Origin of the sequence: Pseudomonas sp. PICF6 (assembly GCF_009831705.1) — a bacterium.
GTDB lineage: Bacteria > Pseudomonadota > Gammaproteobacteria > Pseudomonadales > Pseudomonadaceae > Aquipseudomonas > Aquipseudomonas rhizophila.
On the sequence record NZ_WUUD01000024.1, the window covers coordinates 56,014 to 79,281 of the forward strand.

Annotated in this window: 22 protein-coding genes and 1 pseudogene; 9 read left to right on the top strand and 14 right to left on the bottom strand. The window is 59.8% G+C overall.

Annotation, left to right across the window (positions count from 1 at the left end; all coding sequences use genetic code 11):
* Positions 1-158 precede the first annotated feature (158 nt).
* The 10 genes from astD to acs form a co-directional block, all read right to left on the bottom strand.
* A complete protein-coding gene (gene astD / locus GSM73_RS15855; protein WP_172833815.1) occupies positions 159-1,628 on the bottom strand; it encodes a succinylglutamate-semialdehyde dehydrogenase in 1,470 nt (489 codons plus the stop codon).
* Positions 1,625-2,650: an arginine N-succinyltransferase gene (gene astA, locus GSM73_RS15860; RefSeq protein ID WP_076383737.1), complete on the bottom strand. Its 1,026-nt coding sequence runs from the start codon at positions 2,648-2,650 to the stop codon at positions 1,625-1,627. Before astA ends, astD begins: the two co-directional genes overlap by 4 nt.
* Before the next feature lie 54 nt (positions 2,651-2,704).
* Positions 2,705-3,724, bottom strand: a complete 1,020-nt coding sequence (gene aruF / locus GSM73_RS15865; protein ID WP_047228784.1) for an arginine/ornithine succinyltransferase subunit alpha — start codon at positions 3,722-3,724, stop codon at positions 2,705-2,707.
* A 217-nt stretch (positions 3,725-3,941) separates the two neighbouring features.
* Positions 3,942-5,162: an aspartate aminotransferase family protein gene (locus GSM73_RS15870; RefSeq protein WP_047228785.1), complete on the bottom strand. Its 1,221-nt coding sequence runs from the start codon at positions 5,160-5,162 to the stop codon at positions 3,942-3,944.
* A 398-nt stretch (positions 5,163-5,560) separates the two neighbouring features.
* Positions 5,561-6,541, bottom strand: a complete 981-nt coding sequence (argR, locus tag GSM73_RS15875; RefSeq protein ID WP_047228786.1) for a transcriptional regulator ArgR — start codon at positions 6,539-6,541, stop codon at positions 5,561-5,563.
* 113 nt (positions 6,542-6,654) lie between these two features.
* A complete protein-coding gene (locus GSM73_RS15880; RefSeq protein WP_047228787.1) occupies positions 6,655-7,419 on the bottom strand; it encodes an ABC transporter ATP-binding protein in 765 nt (254 codons plus the stop codon).
* 56 nt (positions 7,420-7,475) lie between these two features.
* The gene (locus GSM73_RS15885) at positions 7,476-8,174 is read right to left on the bottom strand and encodes an ABC transporter permease (protein ID WP_047228788.1); all 699 of its coding nucleotides are present in this window, start codon (positions 8,172-8,174) and stop codon (positions 7,476-7,478) included.
* Entirely contained in the window at positions 8,171-8,860 is a 690-nt protein-coding gene (locus GSM73_RS15890; protein WP_047228789.1) for an ABC transporter permease, read from the bottom strand. Before GSM73_RS15890 ends, GSM73_RS15885 begins: the two co-directional genes overlap by 4 nt.
* 90 nt (positions 8,861-8,950) lie before the next feature.
* Positions 8,951-9,724: an ABC transporter substrate-binding protein gene (locus tag GSM73_RS15895; protein ID WP_047228790.1), complete on the bottom strand. Its 774-nt coding sequence runs from the start codon at positions 9,722-9,724 to the stop codon at positions 8,951-8,953.
* 711 nt (positions 9,725-10,435) lie between these two features.
* Positions 10,436-12,391, bottom strand: coding sequence for an acetate--CoA ligase (gene acs, locus GSM73_RS15900; RefSeq protein WP_047228791.1), 1,956 nt, complete (start codon positions 12,389-12,391; stop codon positions 10,436-10,438).
* A gap of 565 nt (positions 12,392-12,956) precedes the next feature.
* Between acs and GSM73_RS15905 the strand changes: the two genes are divergently transcribed.
* From GSM73_RS15905 to GSM73_RS15920, 4 genes are all read left to right on the top strand, one after another.
* Positions 12,957-13,220 (top strand): DUF2790 domain-containing protein, encoded by a 264-nt coding sequence (locus tag GSM73_RS15905; protein WP_047228792.1) that lies wholly within the window; start codon positions 12,957-12,959, stop codon positions 13,218-13,220.
* A gap of 29 nt (positions 13,221-13,249) precedes the next feature.
* Positions 13,250-13,465, top strand: a complete 216-nt coding sequence (locus tag GSM73_RS15910; protein WP_047228793.1) for a hypothetical protein — start codon at positions 13,250-13,252, stop codon at positions 13,463-13,465.
* A 489-nt stretch (positions 13,466-13,954) separates the two neighbouring features.
* A complete protein-coding gene (locus GSM73_RS15915) occupies positions 13,955-15,202 on the top strand; it encodes a ribonucleotide-diphosphate reductase subunit beta (RefSeq protein ID WP_025215114.1) in 1,248 nt (415 codons plus the stop codon).
* A gap of 460 nt (positions 15,203-15,662) precedes the next feature.
* On the top strand, positions 15,663-16,649 hold the full coding sequence (locus GSM73_RS15920) for a hypothetical protein (RefSeq protein WP_160893183.1): 987 nt from the start codon (positions 15,663-15,665) through the stop codon (positions 16,647-16,649).
* A gap of 5 nt (positions 16,650-16,654) precedes the next feature.
* Here GSM73_RS15920 and GSM73_RS15925 read toward each other — a convergent pair whose 3' ends face one another.
* A complete protein-coding gene (locus tag GSM73_RS15925) occupies positions 16,655-17,467 on the bottom strand; it encodes a sulfite exporter TauE/SafE family protein (protein WP_160893185.1) in 813 nt (270 codons plus the stop codon).
* A 113-nt stretch (positions 17,468-17,580) separates the two neighbouring features.
* Between GSM73_RS15925 and GSM73_RS15930 the strand changes: the two are divergent.
* Both GSM73_RS15930 and GSM73_RS15935 read left to right on the top strand, forming a co-directional pair.
* Positions 17,581-18,356: pseudogene (locus GSM73_RS15930) on the top strand (helix-turn-helix transcriptional regulator).
* Between the two features lie 83 nt (positions 18,357-18,439).
* Complete coding sequence (locus GSM73_RS15935; protein ID WP_047228797.1) at positions 18,440-18,757, top strand: helix-turn-helix transcriptional regulator; 318 nt, start codon at positions 18,440-18,442, stop codon at positions 18,755-18,757.
* Between the two features lie 15 nt (positions 18,758-18,772).
* Here the strand turns inward: GSM73_RS15935 and GSM73_RS15940 are convergent, their stop codons facing one another.
* On the bottom strand, positions 18,773-19,828 hold the full coding sequence (locus tag GSM73_RS15940) for an MBL fold metallo-hydrolase (protein ID WP_160893187.1): 1,056 nt from the start codon (positions 19,826-19,828) through the stop codon (positions 18,773-18,775).
* 186 nt (positions 19,829-20,014) lie between these two features.
* On the opposite strand from GSM73_RS15940, the gene GSM73_RS15945 reads away from it, so the two are divergent.
* Positions 20,015-20,626, top strand: a complete 612-nt coding sequence (locus GSM73_RS15945; RefSeq protein WP_160893189.1) for a TetR/AcrR family transcriptional regulator — start codon at positions 20,015-20,017, stop codon at positions 20,624-20,626.
* A 25-nt stretch (positions 20,627-20,651) separates the two neighbouring features.
* Here GSM73_RS15945 and GSM73_RS15950 read toward each other — a convergent pair whose 3' ends face one another.
* Together GSM73_RS15950 and GSM73_RS15955 are read right to left on the bottom strand one after the other, a co-directional pair.
* Positions 20,652-21,185, bottom strand: coding sequence for a DUF1003 domain-containing protein (locus GSM73_RS15950; RefSeq protein ID WP_047228806.1), 534 nt, complete (start codon positions 21,183-21,185; stop codon positions 20,652-20,654).
* 92 nt (positions 21,186-21,277) lie between these two features.
* A complete protein-coding gene (locus tag GSM73_RS15955; protein ID WP_160893191.1) occupies positions 21,278-22,225 on the bottom strand; it encodes a LysR family transcriptional regulator in 948 nt (315 codons plus the stop codon).
* A 14-nt stretch (positions 22,226-22,239) separates the two neighbouring features.
* On the opposite strand from GSM73_RS15955, the gene GSM73_RS15960 reads away from it, so the two are divergent.
* Positions 22,240-22,950 (top strand): CTP synthase, encoded by a 711-nt coding sequence (locus tag GSM73_RS15960; protein WP_160893193.1) that lies wholly within the window; start codon positions 22,240-22,242, stop codon positions 22,948-22,950.
* Positions 22,947-23,261, top strand: coding sequence for an antibiotic biosynthesis monooxygenase (locus GSM73_RS15965; RefSeq protein ID WP_047228802.1), 315 nt, complete (start codon positions 22,947-22,949; stop codon positions 23,259-23,261). Before GSM73_RS15960 ends, GSM73_RS15965 begins: the two co-directional genes overlap by 4 nt.
* Positions 23,262-23,268 lie beyond the last annotated feature (7 nt).

Here is a 23,268-nt window from a genome sequence, read left to right on the forward strand (position 1 = left end):
CCGTCAAAGTTGACTTCATAGGATTTCATCAGCGAGGCTCCACGAGAATCTGTTTTTTATAGGCATCAGTAAAGACCGCAGCGCGGCCTTCGCGAGCAGGCTCGCTCCCACAGGGTCTTGCATGGTCCTTGTGGGAGCGAGCCTGCTCGCGATTGGGGCTACGCCATTCTCACGCCGGGAGTAAGGGCAGCCGGCATGACAAGGCTTGGTGTCTCCAGGGAAGCCACCGGATACGCACAATAATCGGCCGCGTAGTAGGCACTGGCGCGGTGGTTGCCCGAGGCCCCAACACCGCCGAACGGCGCGCTGCTGGCCGCTCCCGTCAGTTGTTTGTTCCAGTTGACGATGCCGGCACGGCTCTGCAGCCAAAACTGCTGGTAGCGCTCCTGGGAATCCGACAGCAGGCCCGCAGCCAAGCCATATTGGGTGTTGTTGGCCTCGGTGATTGCCGCAGCGAAATCCGCGTAGCGAATCACCTGCAACAACGGCCCGAACAGTTCTTCATCAGGACGCTCGGCTACCGTCGTCACATCCAGGATGCCCGGTGTCAGCAACGCCGCCTGGGCTTGCGGTTGGGTCATGGTCAACAGCGGCACGGCGCCCAGGCCCAGCAAATGGTTCTGCGCATCCATCAGCGCCTTCGCTGCGGCCAGGGAAATCACCGAGCCCATGAATGGCGCCGGTTGCTGATCAAAGGCGCCGACTTCCAGCGTCGAGCTGACCGCCACCAGGCGCGCCAGCAAGGCATCGCCCCACGCCCCTTCGGGCACCAACAGGCGGCGCGCGCAGGTACAGCGCTGCCCGGCAGAAATGAAGGCCGACTGAATGATGGTGTAGACCGCCGCGTCGACGTCCGCCACCTCATCCACCACCAGCGGATTATTACCGCCCATTTCCAGCGCCAGGATCTTATCCGGGCGCCCGGAAAACTGTTGATGCAAAAGGTTGCCGGTGCGGCTGGAGCCGGTGAAAAACAACCCGTCGATGCCCGGATTGGCCGCCAGGGCGATACCGGTTTCCCGCGCACCTTGCAGCAGGTTCAGCACGCCCGCCGGCAGGCCGGCCTCGACCCAGCACTTGACCGTCAGCTCAGCGACCTTCGGGGTCAGTTCGCTGGGTTTGAACAACACGGTGTTGCCCGCCAACAAGGCCGGTACGATGTGACCGTTGGGCAAATGGCCGGGGAAGTTGTAAGGGCCGAACACTGCCACCACACCGTGGGGCTTGTGCCGCAGCACAGCGATGGCGTCACCCAGGGGGCCGCTTTTTTCGCCGGTCCGCTCACGGTAGCTCTGAATCGAAATGGCAACCTTGTTGACCATGCTGGTGACTTCGGTGGTCGCTTCCCACAACGGCTTGCCGGTTTCTTCACCGATGCAGTGGGCCAGTTCATCGGCGTGGCTCTTCAAGGCAGCGGCAAACGCTTCCAGCACCTGGATACGCTCATCCAGCGAACGGCGGGCCCAGTCCGGGAAGGCCTGACGCGCGGCCTGCACCGCCGACTCCACCTGCGCCGCCGTGGCGCCATTGCCAGACCACAGCACTTGCTGGGTCACCGGGTTCAACGACTCAAAGAGATCACCCTGACCTTCCAGCCAGCTTCCAGCGATGTACAGCGACTTCATTATTTCGACTCCCGAGCAGCGGACAACGCAACGGCGCGCACCTGATCGCCGGCGTTGAGTTGAAGACGTTTGGCAGTCAGCGGATCAACCACCAAGGTGCCCGCGGCCAAGCGCGCCGGTGCAGCAGTGATGCGGCAGTCTTCGCGTTTGCGGTTATGCATGATGAACGGCGTGGCGTCGTCGCCCGGCGTGCCGATGGCCAATACCAGTGCCTGGCTGTCGCGGATCGCGCGGATCTTGCCGGTTTCACATTCAACGGCCGGGCCGGCGTCGAAGATGTCGACGTAACCCTGGTAACTGAAACCTTCGCTCTTGAGCATCGACAGCGCCGGCTCCGTGTCGGGATGAACCTGGCCGATCACCGCCCGGGCATCCTCCGACAGGAAACAGGTGTACAGCGGGAACTTGGGCATCAGCTCAGCGATGAAGGCCTTGTTGCCCACGCCGGTCAGGTAGTCGGCCTGGCTGAACTCCATCTTGAAAAAGTGTCGCCCCAGGCTTTCCCAGAACGGCGAGCGGCCTCGGTCATCGGACATGCCACGCATCTCGGCGATGATCTTGTTGCCAAACAGGTTCGGGAATTCGGCGATGAACAGCAGCCGCGCCTTGGCCAACATGCGGCCATTGAGGCCAGTGCGGTAGTCGGCATGCAGGAACAGCGAACACAGCTCGGAGTTGCCGGTCAGGTCGTTGGCCAAAAACAGCGTCGGGATTTCCCGATAGATGTTCAGCTCCTGGGAGGCGCTGACCGTCAGGCCGACCCGGAAGTTGTACCAGGGCTCGCGCAGCCCAACGGCCCCGGCGATGGCTGAGATGCCCACCACACGACCGTCGTCGTCTTCGAGCACGAACAGGTAGTCCGCATCGCCACGTCCGGCTTCGCCGCGAAAAGTCTTCTCGGCCCAGCCGACCCGATGAGCCAGGCGCTCCTCGTTGGCCGGCAAGGTGGTCAGGCCGGTGCCGGTGCTGCGGGCCAGGGCAATCAGAGCGGGTAAGTCGCTGCTGCGTACGGGACGAACGATCATGCTATCTCCTCAAACGGGCCGCTTGCGCCACCCGCGAAACTTCGCTGTAAGGCGTTAAACCGCCACCAGGCGCACGCTGGCACCCTCACCGACGCCCAAGGCTTCGGCCGCTTCCATATCCAGGGTCACCGGTTTGCCGGGCGCGTAGTCAAGCTCCAACAGAACGGCGCGGTAATCCTGCAACTGGGCGTTGGCCACCAGGTATTGCCGGCCGGCACCCTTGACGGGCTCGCCGAGCTTGACCGGCACCACCCGGCTCTGGGCAATCGAGCGGATCCCCGAGACACGGGCATGCAGAGTCGGGCCACCGTCAAAGATGTCGATGTAATGATCGGTCTCGAAACCCTCGCGCATGAGGATGTCGAAAGTGATCTGCGCACGCGGATGGACCTGGCCCATGGCTTCCTGGGCGGCGTCCGGCAACAGCGGCACGTAGATCGGGTAATGCGGCATCAGCTCGGCGAGGAAGGTGCGGCTCTTCAGCCCGCACAGGCGCTCGGCGGCAGCGTAGTTGAGGTCGAAAAAGTTGCGACCGATGGCGTCCCAGAACGGCGAGTCGCCATTTTCATCGCTGTAGCCGACGATCTCGGTCACCACCGAATCGGCAAAGCGCTCCGGATGGCTGGCGACGAACAGCAGGCGCCCACGCGAATTGAGCTCCGACCAGGGCGAACCGACCAATTCCGGCACCACATAGAAGCTGGTCAGCAAGCTGTTGCCGGTCAGGTCGTGGCACTGGGAAAGCACGTGGATCTTGTTGTGGATCTTCAGCTCACGGGAGGCATGAACAAACGTCTCGTTGCGAAAGCTGTAGAACGGCTCGGAATAACCGGCCGAGGCAACGATGGCCGAACAGCCCGCCAGCTTGCCGGTCGCGGTATCTTCAAGGACGAAGAAATAGCTTTCTTCGCCGTTGAAGCTGACTTCGGCGGCAAACGAGGCTTCACTCGCGGCGATCTTGTCGCTCAGGCGTTCCACGTCATCCGGCAAGGAAGTGACACCGATCGGACTGTCCGCAGCCAGACGCTGTACCTCGCCCAGATCCGCCATTTGTGCGGGGCGCATCACCAGCATGGTGTCACTCCTTTACTTGAAATAAATGGTTCGACCCATTGGTCGACACAAAGAAAAAATACCGGACCGGCAAGCGCTTCAACGCACGTGTAAAACGGTCTTGCTGTGGGAGCGAGCCTGCTCGCGATCAGGATCGCCTCGGCCCATCAGGCAGATCGAGTCGCCTGCATCGCGAGCAGGCTCGCTCCCACAATGGATCAGGTCCGGCCTTTAAACATCAGGCTTGCGTCAGCTTCGCCGCGGCCCGCTCGAAGCGGTCCAGGCCGGCATCGATGTCGGCATCTTCGACCACCAGGCTCGGCGCGAAACGAATCACGTCCGGACCTGCCTGCAGGATCATCAGGCCTTCCTGTTCGGCGGCGTTGAAAATGTCCTTGGCCTTGCCTTTCCAGGCGTCGTTCAGCACACAGCCGATCAGCAGCCCCAAACCACGCACCTGGGTGAACAGGCCGTATTTCTCGCCGATCTGCTCCAAGCGGGTCTTGAACTTGCGGTGCTTGGCTTTCACGCCTTCGAGCACTTCAGGCGTATTGACGGTATCGATCACCGCTTCGGCCACCGCACACGCCAGCGGGTTGCCGCCATAAGTGGTGCCGTGGGTGCCGACCACCAGATGCTTGGCCAACGCTTCAGTGGTGAGCATTGCCGCGATCGGGAAACCACCGCCCAGGCTCTTGGCGCTGGTGAGGATGTCCGGGACCACGCCGTAATGCATGTAGGCGAACAAGTGGCCGCTACGGCCCATGCCGGTCTGCACTTCATCGAATACCAGCAGCGCGTCGTGGGCATCGCACAAATCACGGGCACCTTGCAGGTAACCCAGCTCCGCCGGCAATACGCCGCCCTCGCCCTGGATCGGCTCCAGCACCACGGCGCACGTCTTGTCCGAAATGGCCGCTTTCAGAGCCGCCAGGTCGTTGTAAGGGACGTGGGTAATACCGGTGATTTTAGGACCGAAACCGTCGGAATACTTCGATTGCCCGCCCACGTTCACGGTGAACAGCGTACGGCCGTGGAAGCTGTTGAGCGCGGCAATGATTTCGTACTTCTCGCTCCCGAAACGATCGAACGCGACGCGACGGGCCAGCTTGAAGGCGGCCTCGTTGGCTTCGGCGCCGGAGTTGCAGAAGAAAGCCCGCTCGGCAAAGGTTGCATTGACCAGTTTATGGGCCAGGCGCAGGGCTGGCTCATTGGTAAAGACGTTGGACACATGCCACAGCTTGTTCGCTTGTTCGGTCAGGGCGGCGACCAGTTTCGGATGGGCGTGTCCCAATACGTTGACCGCGATACCGCCGGCGAAGTCGATCAGTTCGCGACCGGACTGGTCCCACACGTGGGAACCGGCGCCACGCACAGGGATGAAAGCAGCAGGCGCATAGTTGGGGACCATAACCTGATCGAAATCGGCGCGTTGTACGGCGGCTTGCTCAACGGACATCGGAGTCTCCTGAAGAGGAACACCCGCCTGGAACTGGCGAGCGATGAGGGGATTGTAAGGACAGTTTTCAGCCCGGCCTTGTCGCCAAGCGACAACTTCTTATAGCGCCAACCCGCGTTTTTAGCGGGTTTATGGCAATGCGACAAATAGCGTCGCAAAGGCGCAGTTTAAACGTTGTCGCGGGATTTTAGGCGTTGGCTTCTACATTTCCCTGGCCATGCAAAACCTTGTGGCGAGGGGATTTATCCCCGCTGGGTTGCGAAGCAACCCTAAAGCAGGCAATTCGGTGTGCCAGATAGATTGGGTTGACTGTCTTGGGGTTGCTTCGCAACCCAACGGGGATAAATCCCCTCGCCACAGGGTTACATACCCCCGCCCTTACAGATGAGGCACCGGCCCTAGCCCCGTTCGGACGGCACCGACGACAATTCGAATGGGCTGCTGCTGCGCCGCTGGTTGCGGTCTTCCCGGGGCGTGGCGCCGAAGAAGTTGCGATAGGCGCTGGAAAAATGCGGCCCCGAGGAGAAGCCGCAGGACAGGCCGATCTGAATGATCGATTTGCTGGTCTGCATCAGCATCTGCCGCGCCTTGTTCAGACGCAGTTCCAGGTAGTACTGGCTCGGCACGCGATTGAGGTATTGCTTGAAAATCCGCTCCAACTGGCGACGGGACACGCACACATGCTGGGCAATTTCGTCGGTGGTCAGCGGTTCTTCGATGTTGGCTTCCATCAACAGCACGGCCTGGGTGAGCTTCGGATGGCTGGAGCCCAGACGGTTCTGCAACGGGATGCGCTGGCGCTCACCCCCCTCGCGGATGCGCTCGACCACCAGCTCTTCAGAGACCGCGCCGGCCAGTTCCGCGCCGTGATCGCGCGCCAACACAGCCAGCAGCAGATCGAGCACCGACATGCCACCGCAAGCGGTCAGGCGATCGCGGTCCCAGTCAAACAGATGGCTGGTGGCAATGACCTTGGGGAAACGCTCGGAAAAGTCGTCCTGCCAGCGCCAATGCACGGCGGCGCGGAAACCATCGAGAAGACCCAGTTGGGCCAACGGGTAGACACCGGCGGACAAACCGCCAATCACACAACCGGCACGCACCAGCTGTTTGAGCGCGCTGCTCAGGGGTGGCGCAAGAGCGGTCGGGGGTTCATCAGCCAGCAGAAACAGCTTCTGGAAACCTTCAAGCTTGCCGGCCCAGGGTTCGCCCGGTAGCTGCCAGGCGCCTTCGGTCTGCGGCTCGGCCTGCAAAAACGACAATTCGTAGACGACATCCGGATGCACCCGCTGAGCAACACGCAAGGCCTCCTCGGCCAGCGCCAGCGTCAAGGCTTTAGTGCTGGGCCAAATCAGGAAACCAATTCGATGGGCAGTCATGGTGGGCAATCCGAAGCGAAAACAGTGTTAAAGCCAAAAGCGGCTGCAACCAAATTAGACCATCTGGCGCGCGATGCGCAGCATGACCTGAATCAGGTGCGTAACGGGAGCGATTACTTGAGGCTGCCCGAAAGAAATTGTTGCAGCCGCTCCGATTGCGGATTGACCAGCACTTCGCGCGGGTTGCCGCTTTCTTCAACGATGCCTTTGTGCAGGAAGATCAGTTGGTTCGACACTTCCCGGGCAAAGCCCATTTCGTGGGTCACCACCACCATGGTCCGGCCTTCCAGTGCCAGGGCCTGCATCACTTTGAGCACATCGCCCACCAGTTCCGGATCAAGGGCCGAAGTCGGCTCGTCGAACAGCATGACTTCCGGTTCCATCGCCAGCGCCCGGGCAATCGCCACGCGCTGCTGTTCGCCGCCGGACATGTGGCCCGGGTAGGCGTCCTTGCGATGCGCCACGCCGACCTTGTTCAGGTAGTGCTCGGCCTTTTCGCGCGCCTCGGCCTTGGCCACGCCCAGTACATGCACCGGCGCTTCCATGATGTTTTCCAGCGCGGTCATGTGGGACCACAGGTTGAAATGCTGGAACACCATCGACAGCCGCGAACGCATGCGCTGCAGTTGCTTGGGGTCGGCGGCCTTCAAGGCACCGTCCTTGCCAGCCACCAGTTTCAGCTCTTCGTTGTTGAGCAGAATCTTGCCGGCATGGGGTTGCTCAAGCAGGTTGATGCAACGCAGGAAGGTACTTTTGCCCGAGCCACTGGAGCCGATGATGCTGATCACATCGCCGGCGGCGGCCTTGAGGGACACACCCTTGAGCACCTCGTGACTGCCATAGCGTTTATGCAGGTCTTGGACTTCGAGCTTGTACATGCGGTCGGTTCTCACAAAACGTCAGTCGTTGAGCAGTCGATCGGATCGATGCGTTATCAGTGCTTGCGCGGGGCCAGGTAACCCAGCCAGCGGCGCTCGGCCAGCTTGAACAGGCGCACCAGGATAAAAGTCAGGCACAGGTAGAAAACGCCGGCCGTGATGTAAGCCTCGAACGGCAAGTAGTACTGCGCATTCACCGTGCGCGCGGCACCGGTGATGTCGATCAGGGTCACGATGGAGGCCAGGCTGGTGGTCTGCAACATCATGATCACTTCGTTGCTGTACTGCGGCAGTGCCCGGCGCAGGGCCGATGGCAGCAGGATCCGGCGATACAACTTGTAGCGTGACATGCCCATGGCCTTGGCCGCCTCGATCTCACCGTTAGGCGTGGCGCGCAGGCTGCCGGCGATGATTTCGGCGGTGTAGGCGCTGGTATTGATGGCAAAGGCCAGGCAGGCACAGAAGGTCGCGCTGGACAGCCACGGCCAGAGGAAGCTCTCGCGTACGGCTTCGAACTGCGCCAATCCGTAGTAGATCAAAAACAGCTGCACCAGCATCGGCGTGCCGCGAATCACATAGGTATAGAGCCAGGCGGTCATGTTGATGACCGGCTGCTTGGACACCCGCATCAGCCCCAGGGGCAACGCCGCCAGCAGACCGAAGAACAGCGACAGGGCCAGCAGCTTCAAGGTGGTCAGCAGGCCGCTGAAGTACAGCGGCAAGGCTTCGTAGATGACGTTGTAGTCGAAGATCATAGATCAGCCGCCCTTATGCCTACCGAGTAGCGCTTCTCGAGTTGACGCAATGCCAGCAGCGAGACACTGGTAATCACCAGATACATTGCCGCCACTGCCAGGAAGAAGGTGAAAGGCTCGCGGGTGGCATCCGCCGCCTGCTTGGCCTTGAACATCATGTCTTGCAGGCCCACCACCGAAATCAGCGCCGTGGCCTTGGTCAACACCAGCCAGTTGTTGGTGAACCCCGGGATCGCCAGGCGAATCATCTGCGGCACCATCACCCGGAAAAACACCTGGAACCCACTCATGCCATACGCCATGCCCGCCTCGGCCTGCCCCTTGGGGATGGCCATGAACGCGCCGCGAAAGGTTTCCGACAGGTACGCACCGAAAATAAACCCCAGGGTACCGATGCCGGCCGCCAGCGGGTTCAGGTCGATGTAATCGTCATAACCGAGCATCGGCGCCACGCGATTGAGCAGGTCCTGGCCGCCATAGAAAATCAGCAGGATCAGCACAAGGTCGGGAATGCCGCGAATGACCGTGGAATACAGGTCACCCAGCCACGCCAGCCAGCGCACTGGCGAGAGGCGCAACGCGACGCCGATCAGCCCCAGGACAATGGCCAGGGCCATGGACGACAAGGCGAGCTCAAGCGTCAACCATGCGCCATCGAGGATGACAGCCCCGTAGCCTTTCAACATGATTCAGGTCCTCGAGAGTGGGATGAAAAAATGGCGCAAACCGCAGAGATCCTGTTGCTTGCGCCATTTCGCACGAGTGGCGGGACGTTGTTACTGGCCGTAGATATCGAAGGCGAAGTACTTGTCCTGGATTTGCTTGTATTTGCCGTTCTCGCGAATGGCGGCAATCGCGCCGTTGATCTTGTCCTTGAGGGCATCACCCTTGCGAACCGCGATGCCTACGCCGTCACCGAAGTATTTGACGTCGGTGAAGGCCGGGCCCACGAACGCAAAGCCCTTGCCGGCGTCGGTCTTGAGGAAACCGTCATCCAACAGGGTAGCGTCTGCCACGGTGCCGTCGAGACGGCCGGCGGACAGGTCCAGGTAGATTTCATTCTGCGAACCGTACGGCTTGATCTCGGCACCCAGCGGGGCCAGGACTTCACGGGCGAAGCGCTCGTGGATCGAACCGCGCTGCACGCCGACGTTCTTGCCCTTGAGCTCGGTCAGGCCCTCGCTGATCTGAGTGCCGGCCTTCATCACCAGACGAGCCGGGGTGTTGTAATACTTGTTGGTGAAATCAACAGACTTCTTGCGATCTTCAGTGATCGACATGGACGACAGAATCGCGTCGATCTTGCGCACCTTGAGCGCCGGGATCAGGCCGTCGAATTCCTGCTCGACCCACACGCACTTGACCTTCATCTCTTCGCACAGTGCATTGCCGATGTCGTAGTCGAAACCGACGATACTGCCGTCCGGGGCCTTCGAGGCGAACGGAGGGTAAGCCGCTTCGATACCGATTTTCAGGGGCTTTTCTGCGGCGAATGTCGACAGGGACAGCACGGACAGTGCCAGGGCGCCAAGCAGCACAAGTTTCTTCATCTTGGGACTCCATCGGGAAAGGGCAAAAACGGCAGAGTGAGCAACAGCCCAATATGCGAATGGGTGGAACGAACTTTAGTGCTGCGTCCTAAGAAAGCGTGCGTCAATTCAACGCAGCTCACGACGAGCGAGTGATCGGCATTCTAACGACAGGCCCGAAGCCGATATTTCTTCAATGCGACAACAAATTACAGAAGCACAGAAAACGCGACCTGAGCGCATTGACAGCCCCGCAAATTCATGCAAGAGCAAAAGAAAGGAAACCGATCTATGCTGCAAATTGCGGGCCCATTATTCGCAAACCCTTCTAATCCGGCAAGCACAGCGTGTCGCCTTGTTTTCCAAGACGCCTGGATCCGCCCTATAACGGGGCTTCGCGTTTCACATCGCCCCGTTGTGGCGCCTTTGGTTACACATTCCGAAACACCGGTAACGTTCAGCCCCCTCCTACTTTGAACGCCGATATTTATTCATCCATCGAACCCGTGGCGAGGGAGCTTGCTCCCGCTGGGCTGCGCAGCAGCCCCAAAGCCAGGCACAGCGGTCGTTCAGTCATACCGCATTGGCCGGTTTACGACTGCTGCGCAGCCGAGCGGGAGCAAGCTCCCTCGCCACAAAGGCACCACACGTCAAACTCTCCTGGCGTTAGCGACCATAAAAAAACCCCGCTCGGCGAAACCGGGCGGGGCTTTTCGGTGTTACGGGCTACCGTCAGGCGACGTTCATGGTCTTGTGCGTCTCGATCAGATGCGCCACCACACCCGGATCAGCCAAGGTGGAGATATCACCCAGCCCATCGTATTCCGCCGTGGCGATCTTGCGCAGGATGCGGCGCATGATCTTGCCGGAACGGGTCTTCGGCAGGCCCGGGGCCCACTGGATCACGTCTGGCGAGGCAATCGGACCGATCTCCTTGCGCACCCAGTTCTTCAGTTCCAGACGCAAGGCCTCGCTGGTTTCTTCGCCGGCATTGAGGGTCACGTAGACATAAATGCCCTGCCCCTTGATGTCGTGCGGCACACCCACCACCGCCGCTTCGGCGACTTTCGGGTGGGCAACCATGGCGCTTTCGATTTCGGCCGTGCCCATGCGGTGGCCGGACACGTTGAGCACGTCATCCACCCGACCGGTGATCCAGTAGTAGCCGTCCTCGTCACGACGCGCACCGTCGCCGGTGAAGTACATGCCGCTGAAGGTCTTGAAGTAGGTGTCGACAAAGCGGTCGTGGTCGCCGTACAGCGTGCGCGCCTGGCCTGGCCACGAATCGAGGATCACCAGATTGCCTTCGGCCGCGCCTTCCACCAGGTTGCCAAGGTTATCCACCAGCGCTGGCACCACGCCGAAGAACGGACGCGTGGCCGAACCCGGCTTCAACGCCGTGGCACCCGGCAATGGGCTGATCAGCACGCCACCGGTTTCGGTCTGCCACCAGGTGTCGACGATCGGGCAACGCTCCTTGCCGACATTCTTGTAGTACCAGTCCCAGGCTTCCGGGTTGATCGGCTCACCCACCGAACCCAGCAGGCGCAGGCTGCTGCCATCGGCACCTTCGACGGCGGCGGTGCCCGAGGCCATCATCGCGCGGATGGCGGTCGGCGCGGTGTAGAGAATATTGACCTTGTGCTTGTCGATGACCTGAGCCACACGGGTGATGTCCGGGTAGTTCGGCACGCCTTCGAACAGCAGCGTGGTCGCGCCATTGGCCAACGGGCCGTAGACGATGTAGCTGTGGCCGGTGACCCAGCCGACGTCGGCGGTGCACCAGTAGACTTCGCCCGGCTTGTAGTCGAACACGCGCTCATGGGTCAGGGCCGCATAGAGCAGGTAGCCGGCGGTGGTGTGCTGCACGCCCTTTGGCTTGCCGGTGGAACCGGAGGTGTAGAGGATGAACAGCGCCTCTTCAGCGCCCATTTCCTTCGGCGCACAAACGGTACCGGCCACTTTCATCAGGTCTTCGTACCAGATGTCACGGTGCTGGTTCCACTTGATGTTGCCAGCCGTGCGCTTGCACACGATGACTTTCTGGATGCTGCTGGTTTCCGGGTTGGTCAACGCATCATCGACGTTGGCCTTGAGCGGGATCTTCTTGCCTGCACGAATACCTTCGTCAGCAGTGATCACCACTTTGGATTTGCAGTCGATAATCCGACCGGCCAGTGCTTCCGGCGAGAAACCGCCGAACACTACCGAGTGAATCGCGCCGATCCGGGTGCAGGCCAGCATGGCGACCACGGCTTCGGGGATCATCGGCATGTAGATCGTCACCACGTCGCCGCGATGCACGTCCTGGCCGCGCAGGGCGTTGGCGAACTTGCAGACTTCTTCATGCAGCTCGCGATAGGTAATATTGCGGCTCTCGGCAGGGTCATCGCCCTCCCAGATGATCGCAATCTGATCGCCGCGCTCGGCCAGATGACGGTCGAGGCAGTTGTAGGAAACGTTCAAGGTGCCATCGGCAAACCACTTGATGTCGACATGGTGATCGTCGAAGGACGTCTGCTTCACCGTGGTGAAAGGCTTGATCCAGTCGAGGCGCTTGGCCTGCTCGCGCCAGAAACCATCCGGGTTGACCACCGACTGCTGGTACATGGCCTTGTAGGTCGCCTCGTCAGTCAGCGTGTTAGCCGCTACCTCGGGACGAACGGGATACAGAGAAGCCGCACTCATCTTTCTTACCTCGGTGACATAGTTGTTTTTGTATGTACCCGTTGTAGCCGGGGCGAGCCTATAGAACCATTCGACGATGGTAGTAACAAGTCCCTACAAAATGTCGGTACTAACGTGCAAACCCCTGCCAGCAGGCATTTTCCTGTGTGGGAGTGGGCTTGCTCCTGAGGGTGGTGGATCAGTTTGCATTGATATTGACTGACACACCGCCATCGCGAGCAGGCTCGCTCCCACAATTGATCTCCACTGAACGCTTGCTTTGTGTCCAACGCCGCTCCCCTGTGGGAGCGAGCCTGCTCGCGATAGCGGCGGCACATCCAACATCGATGGCACAGACAGCCACCGGACTCTGCAACGATTATTACCAGATCAACCAACAGTGTTTATCAAAACCCGGTCTTTTTGCGATTAACCCCACCCCCTAAAATCCACCTCGCCAACCGGCAAACATGATTAACGCAACACAGCCCCCACGAAGGCCGTTAATCCAACTCCCAAAACCTGTTCCACACGCAGCCCCAAAAAGGTTGCGTGACCCCACTCGACCTCAAAAAAGGTGAAACAGATGAAAGCTTTATGGGTTCTGGTCCTCGCTGGCCTTAGCGTCACCGCGATGGCAGATGAGGCCCCGACCGACGTTGCACAGCAAAAACCAGCCATTGAGGAGTACACCTACTCCACCCACCTGGACATCGCCAAAGTCATCTCCATGAGCGACATCCCGAACGTCTGCGAAGTGGTCCCGGCCAAGATGGAATACGACGACTCCAAAGGCCAGCGCCACATCCTGCGCTACAGCGTCATGGGCACCGGCTGCTCCAACGGCTGATCAACTTAAACGAACCAGGAGCAACCTCCATGAAAACCAAACTGATCCTTGCCTTGACCCTGTCCGTCCTGGCCGCCCAGACCTTTGCCGCCGACGGTTATGACCGCACCGGCTCCGCTGTCGCTGAAGACGGTTACGACCGAACCGGTTCGGCCACCGTTGCCGAGGATGGCTACGACCGCACCGGCTCCGCTACTGTCGCTGAAGATGGCTATGACCACACCGGTTCGGCACATATCGGTTGATCATAAATGGCATTTTCCATAGCCCGATTTTGATCGGGCTTGGTTGTGTCTGTAACCATCAAAAAGCCCTTGCAAACACAACATGTAGTGCAAAACCTCAAAAAATGCTCGTTTTTTGATCAAAAAATACCGTCACCCGACCCATGCAAAAAAAATCTTCAGCGGCCAAAGCCTTGTAAACCCTTGCTCCCACGCGGATATACCGCCCGCGACCTCCTCCGTGGGCTATTTCGCCGCAGCACGTAGGCAAAAAAGTCCTTATAATGCCGCCTTAAACGGGCCTGCAATATTCCCTTACAGGGAGTCAAACCAGCCTGAAGCCCACGCAGAGGCCCATTGCCTCCTCGCGCTCACAGCCGCTTCAGAACGACCCGTACATTTTTCTGTTTATTGCCTGCGTCAGCTGCTGCAACAAACGATTTTCCAAGATCCACCGCGGCCAGTAGGCCTTCAACGGGCATCTGGCCCTCACGCAGGAGACAACACGTCATGCTGAGCTGGGACGAATTCGACAAAGAAGACGGCGAAGTCGCTGTAAAAGGCGCCAACGCCGGCCACGCTTCTGAAGCCAACATGGACCGCCTCGACAGCGCCGGCGGTGCCGCCGCCCTCGAAGCCCGGGCCGTGACGGCCAGCGACTCGGCCGCGATCATTCGCGCCAAGGCCGCCCTCGACAAACTCGACGTCGCCGAAGGCCTCGCCGAGCTCGAAGGCGCCTCCGCCCGTGTCGCCGTCGATGAAAAGCGCATGATCAACTGCCGCGCCGACCTCAACCAGCTCGTGCCATTCAAATACGACTGGGCCTGGCAGAAGTACCTGGACGGCTGCGCAAACCACTGGATGCCGCAAGAAGTCAACATGACCGCCGACATCGCCCTCTGGAAAACCCCGGAAGGCCTGACCGACGACGAGCGCCGCATCGTGATGCGCAACCTGGGCTTCTTCTCCACCGCCGACTCCCTGGTTGCCAACAACCTGGTCTTGGCCGTGTACCGCCTGATCACCAACCCCGAATGCCGCCAGTACATCCTGCGCCAGGCGTTCGAAGAGGCGATCCACACCCACGCCTACCAGTACTGCATCGAATCGCTGGCCATGGATGAAGGCGAAATCTTCAACATGTACCACGAGATCCCATCGGTCGCGAAAAAAGCCGCCTGGGGCCTGAAATACACCCGTTCGATCTCCGATCCGAAGTTCGAAACCGGCACCCCGGACACCGACAAAGAGTTGCTGCGCAACCTGATCGCCTACTACTGCGTTCTGGAAGGCATCTTCTTCTACTGCGGCTTCACCCAGATCCTCTCCATGGGCCGGCGCAACAAAATGACCGGCGTCGCCGAGCAGTTCCAATACATCCTGCGCGACGAATCCATGCACCTGAACTTCGGCATCGACGTGATCAACCAGATCAAAATCGAAAACCCGCACTTGTGGGATGCCGAGATGAAGGAAGAAGCGACCCAGATGATCCTGCAAGGGACTCAGCTGGAGATCGAATACGCGCGCGACACCATGCCTCGTGGGGTATTGGGAATGAACGCGGCGATGATGGAGGACTACCTCAAGTTCATCGCTAACCGTCGCCTGTCGCAGATTGGTCTGAAGGAAGAGTATCCAGGGACGACGAACCCGTTCCCTTGGATGAGCGAGATCATGGACTTGAAGAAAGAGAAGAACTTCTTTGAGACTCGGGTGATTGAGTATCAGACAGGTGGGGCTTTGAGCTGGGATTGATTCGAAAGAAAAATCTTAGGCTGCACGCTTAAATAAAAACCCCGTGAAAACGGGGTTTTTTGTTTTCTATAAGAGCCGATATCGAGTTTAACTCAGGGCAGCCAAGCAACCTTTGCCCTACGAAAAACTCAGAATCGTTGCGCATTGGTGGCGGAAAGCTTCTCGGATTTTGCGAGGGTTTTGAGATTCCATCAGAAGCCGTCGTCCGTTGTCCGTTGTTCAGGCGGCGGTTTTTTGTTGGTGATATGGAATTGGGGCTGCTACGCAGCCAGCGGGAGCAAGCTCCCTCGCCACGGGTTGGTGTCAGGTCACAGGTTATCGGCAGGCTTGATGGCCGGGGAATTTTGGGCATCGCGAGCAGGCTCGCTCCCACAGTTTTTGGTGGTGTGCTGAAACTTTGAGTGCAACCGGCCCTGCCCTTCGCTATTAATACATTTCCCCCTCATGGACCCGAGCCCCGATGAAATTCGACCTCGCCTACTGCCTCAGCCTCGACGACAAGCTGTCGATCTATGACGTGCGCGATTTGAATTTTGACGAGACGGTGGCATTCGATTCCGCGAAGGAACAGTTTCAATGCCCCAACGATGCCTGTCGGGCGGCGTTTGATGCGGCGAATGTGTTGGGGACGTTCAACGCCAAGAACGTGAATTACGTGCGCACGCCGCACTTCAAGAACATCCCCAGCACGCGGCATATCGAGGGTTGTCCTTATGTCAGCCTGAAGACTCCGGCATCAGGCCTGGAGACGGAGGGCGGGGAAACGGATGACGGTCCGGAGGAGCATTTTCCGTCGGAATTATTGCTGACTCGGCGTGAGTATGTGCGCAAGCCATCCAGCCCGACGGTGGTGGCGGACGTTCTGCGCGATGAGCGAGAGCCTTCAGCCGCCAGTCATGTCGAGCACCCGAGCCGTGATTCAGCGCCGGACAAGACCAGCGTCTTCGCCCATCCGGTGGAGTGTTTTGTGTCGAACTTCGCGGACAGGGAACTGCTCAAGCGCATGCCGCTGAAGATTGGCGAGCACACGGCGCCCTATGGATCGTTCTTCAAGAAGATCGAATACCTGCTGGACAACAAGGGGTTGATTTACTGGGGCAAGATCAAGGAGATCAAGGATTACACCCAGAGCTTTCGCATCGACTTCGAAGCAAAGGTCTGGTTCAAGCAACCGGACGAGGCGAAGAAGAAGCCTTACTCGGTGAACGTTTACCTGAGCAAGAAGCTGATCGACAACTACCGCAAACGCAAAGCGTTTCTGGAAGAGATCAAGCACGCCATCGAGAGTGACGCGCCGTTGTATTGCTTCTTTTATGGCGTGACGCCGGAGCTGAAACAGGTGCCGAGCAAGAAAAACCCCGAGCAGACGTTCGGGGTGTTCAGCGCCAATATCGAGAACCTGGATCACTTCATTATTCGGGAAGCGCCGGGGTTGGCTGGTCAATAGCTACCCTACCCCAGCCACATCCCAACCATCACAAACATCAACAACCCTACATACACCCGCGCATGCAGCCGATCCGGTATCCGCCCGATCCATGGCGTTGCCAAACGGATGCCCAGTAGCGCGCCGAGTGTGAGCACAACAAAGGCCAGCAAGTCTACGAAACCGACAAACCACGGGCCGAAGTCTGTCCCGGTGAAGCTGGCCAAGGCCATGTAGGTGATGGTGCCGGCCAACGCGACGGGCACGCTCAGTGGATTGGCCATCGACGTGGCCTGGGACATGCTCAGGCCACAACGGCGCAGCAGTGGCACGGTCATGACGCTGCCGCCGACGCCCAGCATTGTGGCGATGATTCCGATAGTTGTGCCGCCCAACGCGGTCTCCATTGGCGCCAAAGGTCGTAGGACGGCATCGCTGGCGCGTGCCAGAAAACCTCGCCGCAGCAGGCAGTCCAGGATGGTCAGGCCCAGGTAAGCCATGAAGGCGTAGCGGATAATCTCGCCATTGAGCCAAGTGGCGGCCGCTGCGCCGAAAACCGCCCCCAGCGCAATGAAAACGCCGAACGGCCACAGGTAATGACGAATCAGTTGACCGGCACGCTGGTGTTTTCCGGTGGCGACCAGGGCGTTGACGATCATGACGCAGGTCGAGGTGGCGACGGCAATGTGCATGGCCGATTCACCGATGGCGTCACCCGAGTGATGGGCCATCAGCATGCGATACATCAAAGGCACCACGACGAAACCGCCGCCAAAGCCGAACAACACCGCCGTTACGCCACTCAGGCAGCCGAAGCACGCAAGCAATACATAGAACATCGAGGCGAATCCGTGAAATGGGAGGCGCCCCACGTTAGATAAGCGAAGCTTGGCCCGCTCTAGCAAACAGGCCAATAATGTTTGCGTTTACGCCAATGATGAGTAGCCCCTCGATGCGCAACACTTCGATCGATTTATTGGATGCGATCCCCAGGGCTGTCGTCGCCATTGGCACCGACTACCCCCACGGACATTTACTGCCCTCGCACCATCATCGCCGGGCGCAGTTGCTGTATGGCGCCACTGGTGTGATGCACGTCCGCACCGAAGACGGTAATTGGGTGGTGCCGCCGCAACGGGCGGTATGGATCCCGCCCAGGGTTGCCCATGAGGTGCTGATGCTGGGGTCAGCACGCGCAGCGTGTACATCGAACCGGCCGCGGTGACGGCCATGGACGCCCGTTGCCAAGTCATCAGCGTGTCGCCCCTGATGCGCCAGTTGCTGCTGGAAGCCGTGGAGCTTGCGCCGGAATACGACGAGGCCGGACGCGACGGCGCGCTGATCAATCTGTTGCTGCACGAACTGTTGCGCAGCACTCATTTGCCGTTGCACCTGCCACTGCCCAAGGACCCACGCCTGCTCGGCCTGTGCCAGGAGTTTCTGAAACGCCCCAACGCCCACGTCTCACCTGTGCAATGGGTGGCACAGTTGCCTATCAGCCTGCGCTCGTTCAATCGGCTGTTCAGCCGGGAAACCGGGTTGAGTTTCAGCCAATGGCGACAACAGGCCTGTGTGATGTCGGCGCTGTCTCGATTGGTCGTAGGCGATTCGGTAACCCGTATTGCCCTGGATCTGGGCTACGACAGCCCCGCAGCGTTCTCCACCATGTTTCGCCGGGTGCTGGGTCACGCACCGAGTGCCTGGCTGGAAAAGACCACCGGTCATTGATCAAAAAAATGAGATTGATCAGGATTCAAAACAACTGTACAAAAACACAGTATTTTTTGAATCCACAGCTTTGGAGAACTCCCATGGCCTCGCTCGCAATCAAAACCACCCTGGAACGCATCGCTGTCTATCAATTCACCCCTGCCCACAGCGCGCAGGCTCGAGCCATGCTGGGCTGGAGTGTCGAGGAATTGTCACGGCAGTCTGGAGTCTCGACCCAGGCCATCCGGCGCTTCGAAGCGGGGGGCGAGCTACTTGATGTCACCCGCCTGGCCCTGGCCTTTCGGCTGGAAGCCGAAGGCCTGGTGTTCTTCCCGGGCTTTGCGCCTGGGCGCGGCATGAATATCAAAGGCGCCACGCCGGATCCGATGGGGCGGCCAGACTACGCAATGATCGAATGATCGATGCGTCGAGGGTCAGGCCATATCGGGCTGGTCTTGATAAGCCGAGGGTTCCACGTCCAGCCACCAGGCGCGGCCACGTTGCGGTTGCGCGAGGCTGAAAGCTTCACCCATTTGCGGGGTGGCAATGCAGACGTTGCGCTCCCAGGCCAGGGCCAGGATGCGATCGAAGGGTTCGTACCAGGCATGCATCGACAAATCGAACGTGCCGTTGTGGATCGGCAGCAACCAGCGGCCCTTGAGGTCGATATGCGCCTGGAGGGTTTGCTCCGGCTGCATGTGGATGTGCGGCCATTCGACGTTGTAGGCGCCGGTTTCCATCAGCGTCAGGTCGAATGGGCCGTATTGCTGGCCGATGCGTTTGAAACCGTCGAAATAGCCCGTGTCGCCGCTGAAGAAGATTCGGGTGGCGCCATCGATCATCACCCACGAGGCCCATAACGTACTGTTGCCGTCGAACAGCCCGCGACCGGAAAAGTGCTGGGAGGGTGTGGCGATGAATTCAATGCCGTCCACTTCGGTGCCTTGCCACCAGTCCAGCTGACGCACCTTGCTGGCGTCGATGCCCCATTTGATCAGGGTGTCGCCCACCCCGAGAGGGGCCAGGAAATGCCGTGTCTTGGCGGCAAGTTGGAGGATGGCCTGATGATCGAGATGGTCGTAGTGATCATGGGAAAGAATCACCGCTTCAATTGGCGGCAGCTCTTCCAGGCTGATGGGCGGCTGATGGAAGCGCTTGGGGCCAGCCCATTGCACAGGGGAAGCGCGCTCGGAAAAAACCGGGTCGGTCAGCCAGAACTTGTCTCGCAGCTTGAGCAGCACCGTGGAATGCCCGAGGCGGAAAACACTGTTGTTCGGCGCGGCCAGCAGGTCGGCGCGCGTCAGCGGTTGTACTTCGATGGTGCCCGCAGGGCGGGTGTTGCGCGGTTTGTGGAAGATCATGTTCCACATGATGCGTAGCATCTGGCCGAGCCCTTGGCGCGGTGTAGGGGCGTGGTTACGGTACTTTCCTTGCTCCTGCTGGGATGAAGGAAGCACCGCAGGGCTGTCAGTCGAAGAAAAAATGGTCATGATGCGAAAACTCCAAGGACGTCGTCGCAATTGCGCTTCGCCGTTGTGGGACGCTAATGGCCGTTGCATGCACGCTCAGCCGCTTGATTCGAAACTACACTACTCGGTGTAGTTTGTAGATTGCAGCAATCCCGGGAGCAAGTAAACTGCCAAGTGTAACTTCCCTTCTCCAGATGATGATTAACCATGACCGTACCGCTGCAGCGCCTCACCGAGCGAAAACGCGAATCCATCCTCCAGGCCGCGATTGCCGAATTCCGTAGCAGCGGTTTCGAGATCACCAGCATGGACAAGATCGCGGCGACGGCGGGTGTGTCAAAGCGCACGGTGTATAACCACTTCCCCAGCAAAGAGGAGTTGTTTGCGGAAATTCTGAATCGATTGTGGAACAGCATTACCGCCGAACAGGACATGGCCTACAGCCCGGAGCAGCCCCTGCGTGAGCAGCTTCGAAAGCTGCTGCAAGCCAAATTGCACATGCTGGCAGACGATAATTTTCTCGATCTGGCGCGCATCGCCATTGCCGCGACGATTCATTCGCCCGAGCGAGCCCAGGATATGGTTGCGCGCATGGGTCAGCGCGAAGAAGGTTTGACCGTGTGGATTCGCCAGGCCCAGGCCGACGGTCGGTTGAAAGCCGTGGAGCCGGCGTTTGCGGCGCAACAGATGCACGGGCTGATCAAGACGTTCGCCTTCTGGCCTCAAATTTCCATGGGCCAGCCGTGCCTGACCCAGGATGAACAGACTCAGGTGGTTGAATCGGCCCTCGACATGTTCCTGGCCCGCTATCAGGTCTGAGTGTCGCTACCACCGCAGAAACGGATTACGGCATCGATGGCTTGCTCACGAATTTCTCGTGCATCTCGGTAGTCAGGCAGTCGATGCGCTCGGTCAATGCCTTGGTCATTTCCGTCAGGCGGGTGTTCTGCTCCAACAACTCGAGCAATTGCGCCGTGTTCTGTGCTGCCTGGGCCTGGCGCTCACTGTTGGCAATGGCCAGTGCTTCGCGATGTTGAGCATCCGCTTCGGCTTGGGCCTTGTCCCGCGCGGCCTGGCGTGTCTGCGCCAGCAGGATCAGCGGGGCGGCGTAGGCCGACTGTAGGCTGAACGCCAGATTCAGCAAGATGAACGGGTAAGCATCGAAATGAACCACACCCAACATGTTCAGGCTTATCCAGATCAACACGATCAAGGTCTGCGCCCCCAGGAACATGGGTGTCCCGAAAAAACGCGCGAATGCCTCCGCGCGTAGCGCAAAGCGGTCATTACCAAAGGTCGGCCCCAAATGCGCGTGGGGACGATGAAAACGCAAGTGATCAACAGGTGCTGTGGAAGTGGGCTGCGACGATTCTGTCATCATGATGTTCTCTGCCTGAGGCTGGGGCTCAAGTCACTATACCGCCGGGAGATCATCCTCGATTGAGCCATCAACGCCCTGTTGGACAAAAGTCAGTGCAAGCGCAGATTGCACCTGAGTTCATCGAACAATGTCACCACTGAGCGCAAGGCGCGACAGTCGGGCCGGGTCAGCAGCCAAAGGGCCGTGTCATACCCCGCCAGCGGTTCGCCAATGGGCGTAAGGCCCTTGTTTTCGCCGATTAGAAAGTCCGGCAACGCCGCCACGCCCAGCCCGGCTCGAACCAACTCGGTGACCGAAAGCATGCTGTTGCAGCGATAGGCCGGCACCACGCCAGGAAGATGCTGACGGCGCCAAGCCACAGTGGGGTGATCGGGGAGAAAGTCATCCGGCGCGATCCAGGTCATGGCGGCCAGATCATCCGTATTTACCGAACGCAGATAGCGGGTGTCGGCACATACCCGATAAACCACATTACCCAGATGCCGCCCGACTAGATGTTCCGGCGGCGTACGGGTCAGTCGCAAGGCGATGTCGGCGTCGCGGCGGCTCAGGTTGGCAAAGTCGTTCGAGGTGCTCAGCTCAAGGGACAGCGCGGGGTAAGCAGGCATGAACCGCGCCAGAGCCGGCAGCAACAATGCTTGCAGGACCGAGTCAGTGCAGGTCAGGCGCACCGTGCCGCTGACGACCTCTCCGCCCTGCTCCACCCCGACACGCGCCGCCTCCAACGCTTGTTCGGCGCGCTCGGCCTGCTCAGCCAGCGCCTGGGCCAGGCTCGTGGGCAAATACCCTGCACGGCTTTTTTCGAACAAGGGTTGGCCCAGGGCGGCCTCCAGCCGCCGTACCGAGCGGAAGACCGTGGACACATCCACGTGCAGCAAGCGCGCGGCTCGGGCCAGCGAACCGCCACGGACCAGCGCCAGGATCAGGGACAGATCGGGATAGTCCAGACGATAGTGCGTCGATGCATTGATCACTTGGGCAAACGCCAATATTGATTGCGTGAACGCCAATCTATAGTGGCGACCAGGAATCAACAAGCGGCGAGCCTCTCATGGAAAACCAGCGTTCTTTGCACATCGCCCTGGTCGGCGACTATGACCCTCAAATAAAGGCCCATCGGGCCATCCCCATCGCACTCGAACTGGCCAGCAAGCAAACCGGTCATCACATTGGATTTCAATGGCTGGGCACCGACCTCATCACCGACAGCGCCGTCCTGAATGGTTTCGACGGGGTCTGGTGCGTGCCCGGCAGCCCTTACCGAAACGAAAATGGCGCGCTGCAAGCCATTCGTTTTGCCCGCGAACAGCGTCGCCCTTTCCTCGGCACCTGCGGCGGTTTTCAGCATGCCGTGCTGGAATACGCGCGCAATGTGATGGGCTGGGCCGACGCAGCCCATGGCGAAACAGCTCCCGAGGCTGAACGGGCACTGCTGACGCCGTTAAGCTGTGCGCTGATCGAAACCATCGACTGTCTTGAGCTTGACGCCGATTCGTTGATTGCCAAGGCCTATGGTCACCTTAAGGTTTTCGAAGGATATCGGTGCAGCTTTGGGGTCAATCCACAGTTTGAGGGGGATTTGCTGAGTGACCGCTTGCACGCCGTGGCCCGGGATTCGGTAGGCGATTTACGGGCCGTGGAGCTGGCTGATCATCCTTTTTTTGTCGCGACCCTGTTCCAGCCTGAGCGCGCAGCGTTGGAAGGACGTGTGCCGTCGCTGGTCAGTGCGTTTATCGAAGCTTGCCGGAGGACAGCATCATGAGCGCCCCGTATTACGCGGTGATTTTCACCTCCCTGCGCACTGAGGGGGACCAGGGTTACGCCCAAGCCGCTGAGCGCATGCTGACTCTGGTTCAAGAGCAGCCGGGCTTCCTCGGCGTCGAGTCGGCCCGTGGCGAAGACGGCTTGGGCATCACCGTGTCCTACTGGAGCAGCGAAGCGGCGATCCTGGCCTGGAAACAGCACCCCGAACACCGCGCAATCCGCGAACGCGGTCGCTCGACCTGGTACGCCCATTGCCACACGCGGGTGTGCAAGGTCGAACGGGACTATGCCTTCCAGCGCCAAACCTGATGCCAGC